The organism is Streptomyces sp. NBC_00075 (assembly GCF_045041225.1).
GTDB lineage: Bacteria > Actinomycetota > Actinomycetes > Streptomycetales > Streptomycetaceae > Streptomyces > Streptomyces adonidis.
Window position 1 is genome coordinate 7328379 of the sequence record NZ_CP108243.1, and the last position, 15279, is coordinate 7343657.

The 15279-nt window shown below is 69.4% G+C and carries 11 protein-coding genes and 1 pseudogene; 8 read left to right on the top strand and 4 right to left on the bottom strand.

What is annotated here, in order from left to right; all coding sequences use genetic code 11:
• Nucleotides 1-550: 550 nt before the first annotated feature.
• Entirely contained in the window at nt 551-1726 is a 1176-nt protein-coding gene (locus OG787_RS32040; protein WP_405537429.1) for a S8 family serine peptidase, read from the bottom strand.
• A 179-nt stretch (nt 1727-1905) separates the two neighbouring features.
• Between OG787_RS32040 and OG787_RS32045 the strand changes: the two genes are divergently transcribed.
• The 4 genes and pseudogenes from OG787_RS32045 to OG787_RS32060 all read left to right on the top strand — a co-directional run.
• Nucleotides 1906-5196 carry a right-handed parallel beta-helix repeat-containing protein gene (locus tag OG787_RS32045; RefSeq protein ID WP_369033302.1) on the top strand — a complete coding sequence of 1097 codons (3291 nt, stop codon included), beginning with the start codon at nt 1906-1908 and terminating at the stop codon, nt 5194-5196.
• Between the two features lie 146 nt (nt 5197-5342).
• Nucleotides 5343-6047: a DUF2637 domain-containing protein gene (locus OG787_RS32050; RefSeq protein ID WP_405537430.1), complete on the top strand. Its 705-nt coding sequence runs from the start codon at nt 5343-5345 to the stop codon at nt 6045-6047.
• A gap of 175 nt (nt 6048-6222) precedes the next feature.
• Nucleotides 6223-6483, top strand: coding sequence for a DUF2637 domain-containing protein (locus OG787_RS32055; protein WP_405537431.1), 261 nt, complete (start codon nt 6223-6225; stop codon nt 6481-6483).
• 460 nt (nt 6484-6943) lie between these two features.
• Nucleotides 6944-7184: pseudogene (locus OG787_RS32060) on the top strand (IS5/IS1182 family transposase); the annotation flags it as partial.
• A 160-nt stretch (nt 7185-7344) separates the two neighbouring features.
• Here the strand turns inward: OG787_RS32060 and OG787_RS32065 are convergent.
• The gene (locus tag OG787_RS32065) at nt 7345-7989 is read right to left on the bottom strand and encodes a hypothetical protein (protein WP_405537432.1); all 645 of its coding nucleotides are present in this window, start codon (nt 7987-7989) and stop codon (nt 7345-7347) included.
• A 466-nt stretch (nt 7990-8455) separates the two neighbouring features.
• Between OG787_RS32065 and OG787_RS32070 the strand changes: the two genes are divergently transcribed.
• The 3 genes from OG787_RS32070 (at nt 8456) to OG787_RS32080 (ending at nt 10430) form a co-directional block, all read left to right on the top strand.
• Nucleotides 8456-9001 carry a hypothetical protein gene (locus OG787_RS32070; protein ID WP_405537433.1) on the top strand — a complete coding sequence of 182 codons (546 nt, stop codon included), beginning with the start codon at nt 8456-8458 and terminating at the stop codon, nt 8999-9001.
• A gap of 267 nt (nt 9002-9268) precedes the next feature.
• The gene (locus OG787_RS32075; protein WP_405537434.1) at nt 9269-10114 is read left to right on the top strand and encodes a hypothetical protein; all 846 of its coding nucleotides are present in this window, start codon (nt 9269-9271) and stop codon (nt 10112-10114) included.
• On the top strand, nt 10053-10430 hold the full coding sequence (locus OG787_RS32080; RefSeq protein ID WP_405537435.1) for a hypothetical protein: 378 nt from the start codon (nt 10053-10055) through the stop codon (nt 10428-10430). The genes OG787_RS32075 and OG787_RS32080 overlap by 62 nt, the downstream gene beginning before the upstream one ends.
• A 665-nt stretch (nt 10431-11095) precedes the next feature.
• Here the strand turns inward: OG787_RS32080 and OG787_RS32085 are convergent.
• Nucleotides 11096-11602, bottom strand: a complete 507-nt coding sequence (locus OG787_RS32085) for a hypothetical protein (RefSeq protein WP_405537436.1) — start codon at nt 11600-11602, stop codon at nt 11096-11098.
• A 1632-nt stretch (nt 11603-13234) separates the two neighbouring features.
• On the opposite strand from OG787_RS32085, the gene OG787_RS32090 reads away from it, so the two are divergent.
• Entirely contained in the window at nt 13235-13840 is a 606-nt protein-coding gene (locus OG787_RS32090) for a DNA-binding response regulator (protein WP_235478613.1), read from the top strand.
• A 21-nt stretch (nt 13841-13861) separates the two neighbouring features.
• Here OG787_RS32090 and OG787_RS32095 read toward each other — a convergent pair whose 3' ends face one another.
• On the bottom strand, nt 13862-15001 hold the full coding sequence (locus OG787_RS32095) for a sensor histidine kinase (protein ID WP_405537437.1): 1140 nt from the start codon (nt 14999-15001) through the stop codon (nt 13862-13864).
• Between the last annotated feature and the right edge of the window lie 278 nt (nt 15002-15279).

Sequence of the window (15279 nt, forward strand, 5' to 3'; positions counted from 1 at the left end):
TGCCAGCGGCGCCCCCCGCTTCCGCTGCCGCGTCCGGCGGGGCCGAAGGCTCGGGAGGGCCAGGAGGCAGGCTGCCGGCCCCGTCCCCGTGGAACGACCACTGCCAGGGCGGCCGCCGGCAGCAGTGCCCCCGCTCCTGCCACCGCCTCCATCCGGCGGGGCCGGAGAGCGCGGTGATCCGGCCGGTGGGGATGGTGACGCCCGCCCCTCGCCCGGCGGAGGCAGAAGGCTTGGGCGGGTTGGCCGGCCGGGCGCCGGCCCCGGACCGTCCCCGTAGGACGACCACTATCGCCAGGGCGGCCACCAGCAGCAGCGCCCCAGCTCCTACCGCGCCCCCATCTGGCGGGGCCGAAGAGCGTGGCGATCCAGTCAGCGGGGATGGGGACGACCGCCCCCGTCCGGCGGGGCCAGCAGGCTTCGGCGGGTTGGCCGGCCGGGCGCCAGCCGCGGGCCCGTCCCCGTGGGACGCCCGCCGCCAGGGCAGGCGCCAGCGGCAGCTCCCCGCTCCCGCAGGTGCCCCCGCCCAACGGCAACCGAAGGCCCGCGTAGGTCAGCCCGCCGGGCGCCAGCCCCGGGCTCGCCCTCGGGGAACGACCACCGCCAGGGCGGCCACCAGCAGCAGTACCCCCGCTCCTGCCGCCGCCACGACCAGCGCCCGTCGGCGTGGTTCGGCCGACACCGCTGCCGGAACCACGGCCTTTGCGGGCCGGGGGGTCGCGCCCGGCGTCTCCGCCAGTACGGCGGTGAGTGCCGCGTACGGGTCCAGGCGGGGCGGCGCGGCCGGGTATGCGGCCTCTGTCAGTTGGCGGGAGATCTCCGGTGCGGACATCTCCGGGTGGCGTGATCGCACCAGCGCCGCCGCGCCCGCAGTGTGTGCGGCGGCGAGCGAGGCGCCTGAGCCGATGAAGTGTCCGTCCCCCCGGGGCCCGATGCCGACCACCGCGTCGCCGGGGGCGGCGAGGTCCGCGCCGGAGATCGTCGGTGCGTTGTCCGGGCGGCTGCCGTCGGGGCCGTAGTCGGTCACGGCCAGTACGCCGGGGGCCGCGGCGGGCCAGTACCAGGGCTCCGGGGCCACCAGGTCCCCCGTGGCCGAGTCCTTGGGCAGCGCGTCCGGGGCGAGCGGCGCGACGACCAGGGCGTCCTTGCGGCTCGCGTACGCGACCGCGTTCGTCAGCTCCGACTTGCCGTCCGCGAGGGCCACCCCGACGTAGACGACCGAGGCACCGGCGTCGGCTGCCTCCCGTATCCCCGCGGCGACCCGGGCCACCGAGGCGTTGCCGCGCTCGTCAGTGCCCCGTACGGCCAGGATCCTGGCCTGCGGCGCCAGCCCGGCGGCGCCCCCGTCCGCCGTACCCGCCGCAGCGATCAGACCGGCCGCGAAGGTGCCGTGCCCCACACAGTCCACGCCCGCGCCCCCGAGCGCGCTCACCCGCCCGGACAGCCCGGGGACGCCCGTACTCACCCCGGTGTCCACCACCGCGACCGTGACCCCGGCGCCCTGGGAGAGCGTCAGGGACCGTGTGTTCCCCAGCGCCGCCAGCGCCCACGGCTGCCCACTGGCGTGCTCGGCGGACGCCGCGACGCAGGACTCGTCCGCCCCCAGCACGGACCGTACGGCGGGCAGCCCCACGGAGTCGGCGGCTGCGGGAACGGCGGCCGACGAGACCACGAGCAGGACGGCGGCAACCGCCGGCCCACGGAAGCGCTGAGTACGAGCAGCACACATGGCGCGATCCTAGGTGCCGGGGACGACAGCGAGGCGGACGGGGTCAGCACCTGAACTCCCCTGGCTCTCCTGGAAGATGGCCGCCCCGGTCCCGTAGCCTGCACGCGTGCGCACGTCCGTACGACCGTACCCGGAAGGGAGACGCGCGGCGGCGGCACCACAACGAGGAGGATCGACGCGTGTCACGGCAGTTGCTCAGGGTCAGCTCGGACCAACCGGACAGCTTCCGGACGATCGGTGAGGCCCTGGAGAAGGCACGCACCGGAGCGGTGATCCGGGTCCAGCCCGGCCGCTACGCCGAGAACCTGACCGTCAGGACACGCGTCACCATCGTCGCCGACGGCGAACCCGGCAGCGTCGAGATCTGCCCGCGCCGGGGCACCGCGGTCGTCCTGGTCGCCGACGCGGTCATGCTCACCGACCTGACCCTGCGCGGCGGCAGCGAGGACCTCCCGGTGGTCGACGCACCGCGCGGCCAGGTCGCCATGGACGGCTGCACGGTCGTCGGCTCGGGCTGGACCGCCGTACTGGCCCGCGAATCGGGCTCCCTGGCCATGCGCGACTGCCGGATCAGCAACCCCAAGGGCGCCGGAGTCGTGGACGCCGCGTCCACCGGCAGCATCGTCGAGGGCTGCCTCATCGAGAACACCGGCACGTCCTCCGTCGTCATCGGCGAGGACGCCCGTACGACCGTGCGCGACTGCCGGCTGCGCGACGCCCGCGCCAACGGCGTCCTGGCCAGCGGCACCGCACAGGGCCTGGTCGAGGACTGCGACATCTCCGCCACCGACAAGCCCGCCATCGCCCTGGAGGGCAGCAGCTCCACCCGGATCACCCGCACCACGGTCCACGACACCTCGGTCGGCGTCTACATCACCAGCAGCTCCCGCCCGGTCCTCGAACAGGTCGCCGTCCTCGACACCTCCGGCCCCGGCATCATGCTCGCCGACAACGCCGACCCCGAACTGGTGCGCTGCCGCACCGCACGCACCAAGGGCAGCGGTCTCGCCGTCACCGAACGCTCCCGCGGCACCTTCCGGGACTGCGAGTTCGACAACGCCGCCGCGCCCGCGATCCGGGTCATCGGCTCCAGCGCCCCCACCCTCATCGGCACGGCCGTACGCGACTGCGCCGACAAGAACTGCGCCGTCCTCCTGGAGGACGAGTCGTCGCCCGAGTTCGACGGCCTGGTCGTCTCGGACGCGGCCGCCGTCGGCATCCGCATCCGCACCGGCGCCAACCCGCTCGTCTTCCGAGCCCGGATCAACGACCCCGGCGGCCACGGCATCGAGGTCGTCGAGGACGGCCGCGGGCGCCTGGAGAACTGCGAGATCGACCGCGCGGGCGGCGCCGCACTCCGCATCGCCTCGGGCGGCAGACCCGAAGTACGCGACACGGTCATGCGCGAGGCCTCCGACGCCACCGTCTCCGTCGGCACGGAGGGCAACGGCACCCTCCGCGACTGCCGGGTGGAGTCCGGCCGGGCGTCCGGCGTCGTCGTCGACAAGGACGGCGAACTGTCCCTGCTGCGCACCCACGTCATGGACTGCGGCGCACACGGCGTCCTGGTGTCCAACGGCGCCCGGGCCGCCCTCACCGGCTCCCAGATCACCGGCAGCGTCGGCGACGGCATCCGCGTCGACAGCTCCGAGCCGGTCACCGTGACCGGCTGCACCGTACGCGACAACCGCGGCGCCGGTCTCAAGCAGTCCCGCGCCAGTGAGCGGCTCACCGTCGAGGACCTGAACAGCGCGGGCAACGCCGCACCGGACGCCTGGGGCGACACCATCGCCCCCGACGTCGCGGCGGCCTCGTCGGGCGGCGAGAAGGGCAAGACCCCCGAAGGCCCGCTGGCGGAACTGGAGTCCCTGGTCGGCCTCGCCGACGTCAAGCACCAGGTACGGACCCTCGTCAACGTCAACCAGCTCGCCCAGCGCCGCGCCCAACTCGGCATGCCCGTCCCGCCGATGAGCCGCCACCTGGTCTTCTCGGGCCCGCCCGGCACCGGCAAGACCACCGTGGCCCGCCTCTACGGCGGCATCCTCGCCGAACTGGGCGTACTGCGCTCCGGACACCTCGTCGAGGTCTCCCGCGCCGACCTCGTCGCCCAGGTCATCGGCGGTACGGCCATCAAGACCATGGAGGCGTTCAACGACGCCCTCGGCGGGGTCCTGTTCGTCGACGAGGCGTACACCCTCATGTCCGACAGCAAGGGCTCCGGCGTCGACTTCGGCCGGGAGGCGATCGACACCCTGCTGAAGCTGATGGAGGACCACAGGGACGAGGTCGTGGTCATAGCCGCCGGCTACACGGACGAGATGGGCGCCTTCCTCTCCTCCAACCCGGGCCTCGCCTCCCGCTTCACCCGGACCGTGGAGTTCGCCAACTACTCGGTCGACGAGCTGGTGACCATCACCGAGAACATGTGCGCGGGCCACCGCTACGAACTGGACCCCAGCACCCTGGACGCGCTCGCCCGGCACTACGAACGCATGCCGCGGGACGCCACGTTCGGCAACGGCCGCGCCGCCCGCAAGGTGTTCGAGGAGATGATCGACCGCCAGGCGCACCGCCTCAGCACCATGCCGAACCCGGCCGAGAGCGACCTGACCCTGCTGCTCCCCGAGGACGTCGCCGACGACTCCGCCGCCAAGGCCGACGGCGGCCCCGGTGCCGAGGAGCTCCTCGCCGACCTGCACGCCATGGTCGGCCTGACCGCGGTCAAGAACGAGGTGACGGCCCTGGTCAACCTGCTCACCGCCACCCGCCAACGCCAGGCGGCAGGCCTCCCGACCCCCAAGATCAGCCAGCACCTGATCTTCTCCGGCCCACCCGGCACCGGCAAGACCACCGTCGCCCGCCTCTACGCGGACCTGCTGCGCTCCCTCGGCGTCCTGCCCAAGGGCCAGCTCGTCGAGGTGGCCCGCGCCGACCTGGTGGGCCGCTACGTGGGCCACACGGCGCAACTCACCAAGGACGCGTTCGAACAGGCGATGGGCGGCGTGCTGTTCATCGACGAGGCGTACACGCTCACCCCCGAGGGCGCGGGCTCCGACTTCGGCCGGGAGGCGGTGGACACCCTCCTGAAGCTGATGGAGGACCACAGGGACGAGGTCGTGGTCATAGCCGCCGGCTACACCCACGAAATGGCCCGCTTCCTGGCCTCCAACCCCGGCCTGGCCTCCCGTTTCTCCCGAACGGTGCACTTCGAGAACTACACCACGGACGAACTCCTGGACATTCTCGCCCGCACCGCCACCGGCTACGGCTACGACTGCACCCCCGAAGCCCTCACCGAACTCCGCACCTACGTGGACGCCCTGCCCCGCGACCGCTCCTTCGGCAACGCCCGCACGGCCCGCCAGATCCTGGAAACGATGATGACCCGCCAGGCCGGCCGCATAGGCGCCCTCCCGGCCCCCGGTCTGGACGACCTCCGCATGCTCCTCCCGGAGGACCTTCCTCGCTGACGGAGGGCGGCCGGAGACAGCGAAAAGCCCGCCGCGAGTGATCTTGTGGCGGGCTCGGGATCTTGTGACGGGCTGGATCCGACGGGCTTGAAGGGCCGCTGAACTGCAAAAAAAAGAGCGCCCCCGGCGGGGCGCTCCGCAGAAGGATGGCCGTCTTCAGCTGGGGTTTTGCCGGGGAAGCTCGTGGTCGAGGGGAGCTTTTGCCCAACGGCGCGGGGGAGGGCGGCGCGGTGAGGCGGCCTGGCGTGGGGTCGGGGGCCGATCTGGAGGTGTGGGTTCGGCGTGTGGGGGCCTTGGTGGTTGCCGGGGTCGCGGCGTACGCCTCGTATGTGCATCAGCGTGAGTTCGCTCTGCAGGGTGGGGCGGACCGGACCAGTGCGACTCTGTGGCCGTTGTCGGTCGACGGTTTGCTGCTGTTGGCGACGGTCGGTGTGCTGAAACAGCCCAGTGAGGGTGACCGCCGCACGCGGTATGTGGTGCGGTTGGCGTTTCTGCTTGGGATCGCCGTTTCCCTGGCGGCCAACGTGGCCGCGGCGCCCGCGTTGGCGTGGAAGCCGGTTCTGGTGGCGGGATGGCCTCCCGTGGCACTGCTGCTCGCCGTGGAGCTTCTTGCCCACCGGTCTCCCGATCGTGCCGGGACCGCTGCTGGAGACGAGTTCATGGACGAGGGCGGCGGTGCGGGTGATCCGCTGGTGGGGCGTGCCCGGCAGGTGGATGCCCGGCATTGGGAGTTGTATCAACGGCCGGTGTCGGCTGAGACGTTGCGGAAGGAGTTGCGCATCGGCGCGAGTCGGTCACGGCAGTTGGTAGCGGCGGTGCGCGCGCGTAGTAACGGAAGCACTCGCGATTGAGTCTCCGGCGTACAGCCCGACTCGCCTGCCTTCGGGGCTCTGACCTGGTCTTATGGCCCGGTCGGGCCTCTTCTCGGGTTCGGGCGCTTCCCGCTTCTACCTGCGAGTTCCCGGGAGTTCCCGCGGAAGTGTGCACGCGTTGTGCACTGGATCAGCGTGCCGGGTGGTGGGTTCGATGAGTGATGTCGGCGAGCCTCGGGAGGGAGCGGCCGGGAGCCGGGGTTTCGGCCTGGACGCATGGATCCGGCCTCTGTGCGCTCTCGTCGTTGCCAGAGTCGCCGCTTATGCCTCGTACGTTCACCAGCGGGAGTTCGCGCTGCAGAGCGGAGCCGACACGGTCAGCGCTTCGCTGTGGCCGCTGTCCGTGGACGGGCTCTTGCTCTTGGCCACGGTCAGCGTGCCGAAGCCCACGGCGTTTCCCACACGCCGGGCGTGAGGCGCGGTGTGGTCAGCTTTTCTGCTGGGGATCGCGGTCTCGCTCGCGGCGAACATCGCGGCGGTGTCGGCTTTGGAGTGGAAGCCGGTGCTAGTCGCCGGATGTCCTCCGGTCGTGCTGCTGCTGTCGGTGGAGTTGTTGGGGCACCGCCCAGCTGACGTGGCCGGAGTTCAGGGTGAGGGAAACGGTCTCGTGCTGGGTGAGAGTCCGCTGCAGACGAGGATCCATTGCTGGCGCGGGCACAGATACTGAATACCAGGCATTGGGAACTGCACCAGCACCCCATTTCGGTTGAGACCCTGCGGAAGGAACTCCGTATCGGCGCGAGTCGGTCGAGGCAGTTGACGGACCTTGTACGGGGGAGCCGTCGTAATGGCATGGGCACCGATACGCCTCATGAGCGAATAGATGCATGCGGTGGGCCGGGTCCGAATTGAGTTGTGCCGGAAAGCGTACGGCCAGCGATGGCGCCTACATCAACACCGGCCTGGTCGTCCCGCACCGCAAACGCCCGGCAGGCCCTTGCTGGCCGCCGAGGAAGCTGAAAACGCGGAGGATCGCCGGTCCGTGCGGGGGTCGAGCATGCGACCGGCCTGTTGAAGAACTGCAAGATCCTCCGCGACTGCCGGCAGCACGGCGACGGGCTCTACCGCGGGGTCCAGGCCGTCACCCACATGCACGACCTCGCCCTGGCCGCGTGATCAGAACACCTGTGGGTCAGGGCCCTGACGCGCAAATTAGGAGCAGGTTGGGGTGTGCGAGGGAAGGGCTGGGTGCCCGGTGCCGGTAGAGGGCTGCCGGATGTCTGGGACTAAGGACGGGTCCCGGACGTACCAGCGCGTCGTTGGAGTTGTCACCCAGCTACTTGATGGTGCCGGTCCAGTGGGGGTCTTCTCCGAGGAAGCTGCCGCTCTCCAGCCATGCTTCGTCCGTGCGGGACATGGTGTATACGACGTCCTTGCCGTCGCTTTTGGCGATGGAATACTCGGACGTGAAAGTGCCGCTGCGTCCGGCGGCGAGGCGGCCGGCCATCTGCTTGGAACCGGCGTCGACGTACAGGAATTCGGTCTGGCCGCCGGTGGTGGCGCCTTGGGCGTCGTAGCTGAAGCTGTCCATGTCGTACGGCTTCTTGGTGCCGTTGGTGATGGTGAAGGTGACGCGGAACGGGATTCGGTCGGCGTCGGGCTTGTCGTCGTACTCGCCGAAGCGGGTGATGGTGCGGATGCTGTCGACCTTCACCTTCAGGCCGTCGGTGTAGGCAAAGGTGTCGCCGACGGCGAGTTCGGTGTCCGGCTGGTCGGCGGCGGGTGTGACGCTGTCGTCGCATTGGTCGATCCAGTCGGATTGCGACAGCGTCGAGTCGGGGCCGCAGTCGGGCGAGGCGGAGGCCGACGCGCTGCTGGCGGTGGTGGCTCGTTCGGCTGTGCCCTGCGCGGGCTCGCTACAGGCGGTGAGCGTGGCGGCGAGGATGACGATGGTGGCGAGTGCGGTTCTTCTGGCGTGCATGGTCCCCCCAAGGACGGTTCTGACTGCCCGTCATTGTGATGACAACATTGGGGTTTATGGATGGAATGTGCACGCTTCGTGGCGCATCTGTAACAGTAGTGACTGCCCTCCGGCTCAAGGACTTAGCGGTCTCATTCACCCCAACTCGCTGGCCTGACCAGCCAATTGGTGTTTCCTCCCTGATCAGTACGAAAATTACCAATCGTGTCAGATGCTCCCTGGATTACCGCCCAAGCGACGGCTGGCTTCCTCGCCTTCGACGCGGTCGCCTGGCAGGCCTACCGGATTCGTCAGGGCAACGAGGTTGCGCATCGTGCGCTCATCGCCTCTGAAGCCGTGAAGATCGATGCCGCCCGCGCGCGGCTGGACGCTCAGGCCCCCGCAGTGACTCGGCCGTGGTACTGGCGGGCTCGCCTATTCAACTGTCGCCGGTTCCCCGTGCAACTCACCCTGCTGGTGACCCTGTGTGATCACCACGGCGAGATGGGCGATCCGCGGGCGGGTCCTGGGCCACCGTGCGAATACCTGCCGTCACACTGGTTTTGTGCTTGGTCAGGGTTGGTCATCGCAGTGGGACCGGGTAGGTCGCCGTCTCGACGATGTGCGGACCCTCTACGAGCGCGCGCCGGGCGGCACTGACGCCGCTATCGACGCGGTGCTGTCGTTCTTCGAGACCGTGCACCACCTCAAGGACTGGCTCACGAATGATCAGGCGAGCGGGGTGCTGACGGCCGACGTGCATGACCTGCTCGATGGCAGCCCGACTCTCAAGCTCTGTGCAGATCTCGCCAACGGCGCGAAGCACTTCAAACTGGACCCAACGCGTCGCGCGCAGACCGGTGACCACTCCACGACGATCGCGGAGAATGACGTCGTCGTATTCGTCGGCACGGGTGCCTCAGCGCACCGCTTCCGCACAGCATCCGGCGGCACGCCACGCGACGTCTTGGAGGTCGCCGAAGAAGCAGTGAACGAGTGGCGGGGCTTCCTCTCTGCTCGCAACCTCATCTGAAGACACAGCCGATCCGGAAGCGGCCCTGGACTACGCGGAAGCCGTAGAGCCTGTTCTTCACCTTCTCGAATGCCGTCATGCGGCTTGCTGGTATTCGGACATGGGGAGCTTGTCCGGAGTCCAGGATGCCCGCGGCAGCCTGCGGGCCGGACAGCACGCGGCGGCCCGCAGTAGACATCGGCCCCTCTCGGTGCCCCAGTAACAGCCGGGCCGCGTAGCTGATCCGCCGCCCGCTGGGGTGGGAACCGGCAGCGATGGTGTGCCGTCGTGTTGATCGTGAGACTCTCCCTGCCCCGGATGCGGGCCGAACGTCGCGGTCTGCGCCTTTGGAAAATCTGGATCGCCCTCCTTCTGGCCTTCATCACCGCAATCGCCATCGCCGCCGGCGTGTTCTACGCCGGGTGGGGCCTGCTCGGCGCCCGCGGGCTCAAGCCCGAGCCGCGCATCGACGCCAAGACGCTCTTCGACCTGGTGAAGCTTTCCTTCGGCGTGGTGGCCGGGGCCGGCGCCCTCGTCGCCCTGGTCGTCGCCTACCGGCGCCAACGCCTCGACGAGGATGGCGCCCTGCGAGACGACACCCGTCTGCACAGCGAACGCTTCACTACCGCCGTCTCCCAGCTCGGCGACGAAGCCGTCGCGGTCCGCCTCGGCGGGGTGCACGCCCTGGCCGGCCTTGCAGACGACGCCCCCACCCGCGGCTTGCGCCAGACGTGCATCGACGTCCTGTGCGCCTATCTCCGCCTGCCCTACACCCCCGAGACAGAACTGCCCACAGGCGCCACGGAAGCCCGACACACCTACCTGGCGCTGCGGGAAGTGCGGCACACCATCATCCGGTTGATCCGCGACCATCTCCGTTTGGACTCCGGGGACCAGTATTCCTGGCAGGGCCACGACTTCGATTTCACCGGTGTCGTGTTCGACGGCGGGGACTTCACGGACGCGGTGTTCTCCGGCGGCACGGTCACCTTCAGCGAAGCGGCATTCGCCGGCGGCACGGTCACCTTCTGGGGGGGCGATGTTCTCCGGCGCCACGGTCTCTTTCGACGATGTGCTGCTCTCCGGCGGCTGGGTCACGTTCCACGACGCGGCGTTCGCCAGCGGCACGGTTGACTTCAGCCAGGCCGCGTTCGACAGCGGCATGGTCGACTTCGCCCACGCGGCGTTCACCGGCGCCACGGTTTCCTTCGAGGGCACATACTTCGGCGCCACGATCGACTTCACCCAAGCGGCCTTCTCCGCCGGCGCTGTCACCTTCAACCGCGCGCTGTTCCACGAGGGCGCCGTCACGTTCCACGAAGCGGCGTTCACTGGCGCCATGGTCGACTTCGACAATGCGATGTTCGCCGACAGCACGGGTGACGTTCGCAGCGCGGTGTTCCTCGACGGCCGGGTCACCTCCGGGGAGCCACCGGTATCCCGAAGTTGAGCACCTTCTGAGCTACGGCCTTGGACCATCGGTACAACCATTAACGCTAAGCACTTGATCTTGGGCGTCCAGCACAGGTGATCGGTCCCGTGCGGAGGCTCGGCGGAAGATCCTCGATCACTGGTGGGACGTGGCTACGGTCCGCCGCATGGAGCGTCACAGTCGGGACGTAGTCCGTCGGCCAGCGTCGCGAGCACCGGATCCGTGGGGGCGCCCCGCGACCCCGGCAGCAGGGCGACCACCCGCTTCGGTGAACCAGGCGTGTCAACCGACCACCAGCAGCCATACGGCGACCGTCGCGGGGCCGACCACTTCTGGTGGCGCGGGTAGACCGACGACTCGCTGAGCCACCAGGCCGCCGCTGTCGGATCGACTGGCGAGCGGCGCGCACCAGCCGACGGTCCGTGCGCGTCTGCACTCACCAGATGACGCCCAGGACGGCATTGAACGCCGCGAATGCCAGCAGCCAGCCGGCCGTGACCCTCTCCACCGTTTCGTTCACGACGCTCCCCATCCCTGCGTGCCTGAGTGACGAGCCGACCGCTCACGCGTGGGACCTGACAGCGGCGATCCCCCCGCTGTCGATCAGCGCTTCACGGTTTCTCGCCTCCTGGACCGGATTCCTGGTACTCCGCTCGACTCCCAGCGCGCTCACGACCTGGACGTCACGGAAGCAGGCGTTCCACGAGAGCGTTGCACTCCTCGACGAGACGGCCGGTCACCTGGTCCACCAGGGCGATCGGCTGGAGCCGGAGGGTGATGCCCGCGAGCCAGCCGGTCAGGTCCGTGGCGATCACCGCGCCTCCGGGCCCGGTTTCGAAGGCGGGGATGAGGGCCAGCAGCATCCGGGCCCATGCGGCCCCGAAGTCATGGAACTGGAAGCGCATGGACGGCACCTGGGCCCGGGAGGCCGCAGCGAAGAGGTAGTGCGCCTCCCGCCCCAGGAGGCCGGCCTCCCGGGCGCTGTACGGGTCCGGATCGTCCAGGAGATCGACGACGAGTCCGGCCAGCAACGTCGCCATGGCGGGTGCGGTCTGCTTCTCGCAGCGCAGCGAGGGGACCATGGTCGTCGCCCCGTCCGCCGGGTCGAAGGCGAGGTCTCGCAGTACCGACGGCACCCGGTCGTCCCCGAGTTTGCGTGCCGCGGCTGCCAGGGCGTCGGCGAAGGACATCGAAGGCGGCCTCGCGGTGCCGGTGGTGTCCTGCGTGGTCAGGGACTGCCAGGCCCGGGTTGCCTCGGCCGTGGTCAGGGGGTTGAGCTCGCGGCCCTCCCCGATGAGCTCCCCGCCCTCGTCGCTGCGACCCGCTTCGCGGAGATTCAGTGCTGCGACCCGCTTCGCGGAGATTCAGTCCGTGGTGGACGAGCGCGGTCACCAGGTGCGCGAGATCTGCGGGGGCGTTCGTCCGGGCCATCGCCCTCGCGCTGTGCACCTCTGTCGCCCCCACGGCGAGGGCGATCTCGGGCCGGCCCTGTCGGGTGTGCACCCGCGCGGCTATTGCGGCGGAGCCCCGCAGGTACCGTCCGTGCATGAAGGATTCCGCCAGTGGGGCGTCGTTGATCGCTTCGGCCTTGGAAAGGTAGAAGCGGACCGCCCAGTCCGCCGAACAGACCGCGAGGTCGTGGTCGCCGTAGTCGTACAGGACGCTCGCGTTCAGGCTGAGCACCCGGGCAAGGTCCAGGAACAGGGGTGAGTCGCCTCTGTCCGCGCCGAGGTCCAGATACGTCATGACCGCCTGGTCCGCCTCGATGACGGCGGAGACTCCGCGCCCCAGCTCCGCCAGGACCAGCGCCTTGCGGACGTGGACATCGGCAATGAGGGGTGGCATGCCGGGTTCGCCCAGCTCGCGGAGCTCCCCGTAGACGTCGGCGCACTCCGTGAGCGCCGCGAGAGACTCGTCCGGCTGCTGCGCGCTGACCAGTGTCGAGCCCAGTCCGTACAGCACGCTGCCGAGCATCCGCTTGGCTTCCCTGTCGCCGGGGTCCCGCCCGACCAGCACGTACATCAGCCTCCGGGCCTCCTGTTGGAGCGGCGCCGCATCTGCCGACAGCCCACCGACCATCAGCCCCTGCGCCTCCGAGAACAACTCCGCCACCCGTAGCTGAAGGTCCCCGGTCGCAGCGCCCGAGTCCGGATCTCGGCCCGGGTCCGGGGCCGGACCGTCGGAGGACGCACCAGACTTCGCCGAACGACGCCACTTCATGCGCACGCCCCCACTTTGAATGACAGGAAACCCGTCTCCTCAGGCGTGTCGAGAGGCACGTTCTGCACCGGACCCCCTCCTCACGTCCCACCCTGCAACCTTCCTCCCCTGTCAACTGCGACCGAAACAGGGGCCGTTGACGACTCTGAGGGCGCTCGAGCAGCAGAGACCCCGCACGGCCGACAGCGAATCGCGGTCTTCCCGGTCCGACCTACTTGAGCAGCCGGAAGTCCGGATGCACCGCCCTGAGGAGTACCGCATCCCGACAGAGGAGGAGTGGGACGCCTTCCTCTCCCACTTCGAGAAGCGGAAGGTGTCCATCAGTACCTGCGCACGTGCCTTCGGATCGCCATGCATCCATGAGCACACGTGTGTCAGATGCTTACTTCTCCGGCCTGATCCAGCCCAAGGGTCACGGCGGACGGACATCCGTGACAACATGATCGCCCGGATCGCCGAGGCGGATCCAAGGACTTGTCATGTGAAGTGCGTGGCAATCCTCGCCCCGACGCGATCAGCTGGTGGCCGCACACTCCGGGCCGTCTTCGACTGGCGCTGCGGTGGCCTTGTACGCCGGCCGCACGTTGCCTCATGCTGCGAACATGATCAAGGTATTGGTGGCGGAGGACCTCCACGTCGTGCGGGCCGGGCTGGTTGCCCTGCTCGGCGACGCCTTCGACGTCGATGTCGTCGCACAGGTGAGCACCGGGGACGCGGTCCTGCCCGCGGCGCTGCGGTACACCCCGGACGTCGCCGTGCTCGACATAGGCATGCCGGGACTCGACGGTCTCGCAGCCGCTGCCCTGCTGCGCGAGCATGTTCCCGCCTGCCGACCGCTGTTGCTGACAGGCATGGACCGGCCGGGGTATCTGCGTCGGGCACTGGACGAGGGCATCCCCGGGTTCCTGTTGAAGACCACCACCCCCGAACGGCTCCTGGAGGGTGTGCGCACGGTCGCCGCCGGCGGTCGTGCGATCGACGCCGAACTCGCGGACGACTTCTGGGCACTGGGGGAGTGCCCGCTGACCGAACGGGAAGCGGAGATCCTGCGGGCGACAGCCGACGGGCTGGACGCCCGCGAGATCGCTGTCCTGTTGTCGCTCAGCGTGGGCACGGTGCGCAACCGCCTGTCGGATGTGATGAGCAAGCTGAGCGCCCGGACGATGGTGGACGCCGTACGCATCGCCGAACGGAACGGCTGGATCTGACGCTTGTCGTGACAACTCTGTTCAGGGTGCGGCAGGGACCGGCTCGAATGCCTCCGGGCCTCGGTGAGTCGCTGCCGCGAGCGGCAGCACGGCGACCAGTCGGAAACCGTCCGGGGCGTATCCCGAGGAGTGCAGCGTTCCGCCCATCGCCGTGACACGGGTGGCCAGATTCTCCAGGCCGCCACCGCCGTACGATCGGTCGCGGACGTCCGCACGGTCGTTCTCGACGGAGAGTTCGGCTGTGCCGTCCACGCACCGGACCGCGATGGAACACGTCCGTGCCTGGCTGTGCCGCAGTACGTTCGTTACGGCCTCGCGCAGGACCGTGCCCAGGCAGTTCTCCGCCGCCGTCGGCAGGTTCGGCCCTTCCCGGCTGATCCGCACCTGGACCGCCGCCGCATCCAGCGCCATACGAGCGGCTTCCAGCTCGTGGGACAGGGAGAGGGAAACCTGGTCGCGCACCATGCTGCGTACTTCGTTCAGGGACTGTCGGGCCAGTTCGGCGATCTGGAGGAACTCCCTGCGGTTCGCGACCGGGTCGCCCGGGCTGAGTGCTGCGGCCTCGCTCCTGATCGTGATGGCCGAGAGCGTCGATCCGAGCAGATCATGCAGGTCCCGGGCCATCCGTATCCGTTCACGGTGCACGGCGAGCCGGGCGGACTGTCCGCGGAGGACGTGTGCCTGTGCCGCGACCGAGGACAGCCGCACGATTCCGTACACCACCAGCCCGACCACGACGGTTCGGGCGCCGCATTCGAATGCCGTGTGGTTGCTGACCGGCAGGGCGAAGATTGTCAGGGGGCCGGTCGCGGTGATGAGAGCCGCACCCATCAGTCCGCCGGGCCGCGGCAGCGCCACGAGCACGACACCGGCGAGCAGTCCGAGCATGCTGAGCCAGACCTCGTCGAAGATCAGCAGGGGCACATAGGTGAGGAAGATCTGGCCCGCGAGCAGGGCTGATCTATGGTTGCGGGAACGTTTCCCCGTGTGTTGCCCGAGCAGAGTGGCTAAGAGCAGTCCGGCCAGCAGCCAGCTGGCGGCGAGCACGCCGAGTTCAGCTTGCTTGCCGTGCAGTTCCCGTGTCACGCGCAGGAAGACGACTCCTGTGGCCGCGGCGAGTGCCACCAGGCACAGGTGCTGGGCCAGTTGCTCTCTGTCCACTTCCGATGCCCTGGTGTTCACGCCCACGCGCGCGTGCCTGAACCTGACCCCAATAGTCTTCTGGACCACATCTCCCCCGACCGCCACATCGCACCCTCCCGCAGCAGGCCAATGTTGTCATGGCGAAGACACAGGGCACCGGCGAATCAGGAGGCAGGCCGTGCACGGATGCTCCACAGGTGACTCGTGAAAATCTCACTTCCGCGTCACGAGAGGGGACGGGACTCTACAGGCGTAGCACTCTGCAACATGCCTGTTAGGAGCCGATTTCCTTGCAC

Bases quoted from the DNA above. Each gene is read 5' to 3' on its own strand.
- OG787_RS32040 (WP_405537429.1), bottom strand. From the start codon at position 1,726: ATGTGTGCTGCTCGTACTCAGCGCTTCCGTGGGCCGGCGGTTGCCGCC.
- OG787_RS32050 (WP_405537430.1), top strand. From the start codon at position 5,343: ATGGCCGTCTTCAGCTGGGGTTTTGCCGGGGAAGCTCGTGGTCGAGGG.
- OG787_RS32055 (WP_405537431.1), top strand. From the start codon at position 6,223: ATGAGTGATGTCGGCGAGCCTCGGGAGGGAGCGGCCGGGAGCCGGGGT.
- OG787_RS32065 (WP_405537432.1), bottom strand. From the start codon at position 7,989: ATGCACGCCAGAAGAACCGCACTCGCCACCATCGTCATCCTCGCCGCC.
- OG787_RS32085 (WP_405537436.1), bottom strand. From the start codon at position 11,602: ATGTCCTTCGCCGACGCCCTGGCAGCCGCGGCACGCAAACTCGGGGAC.
- OG787_RS32090 (WP_235478613.1), top strand. From the start codon at position 13,235: ATGATCAAGGTATTGGTGGCGGAGGACCTCCACGTCGTGCGGGCCGGG.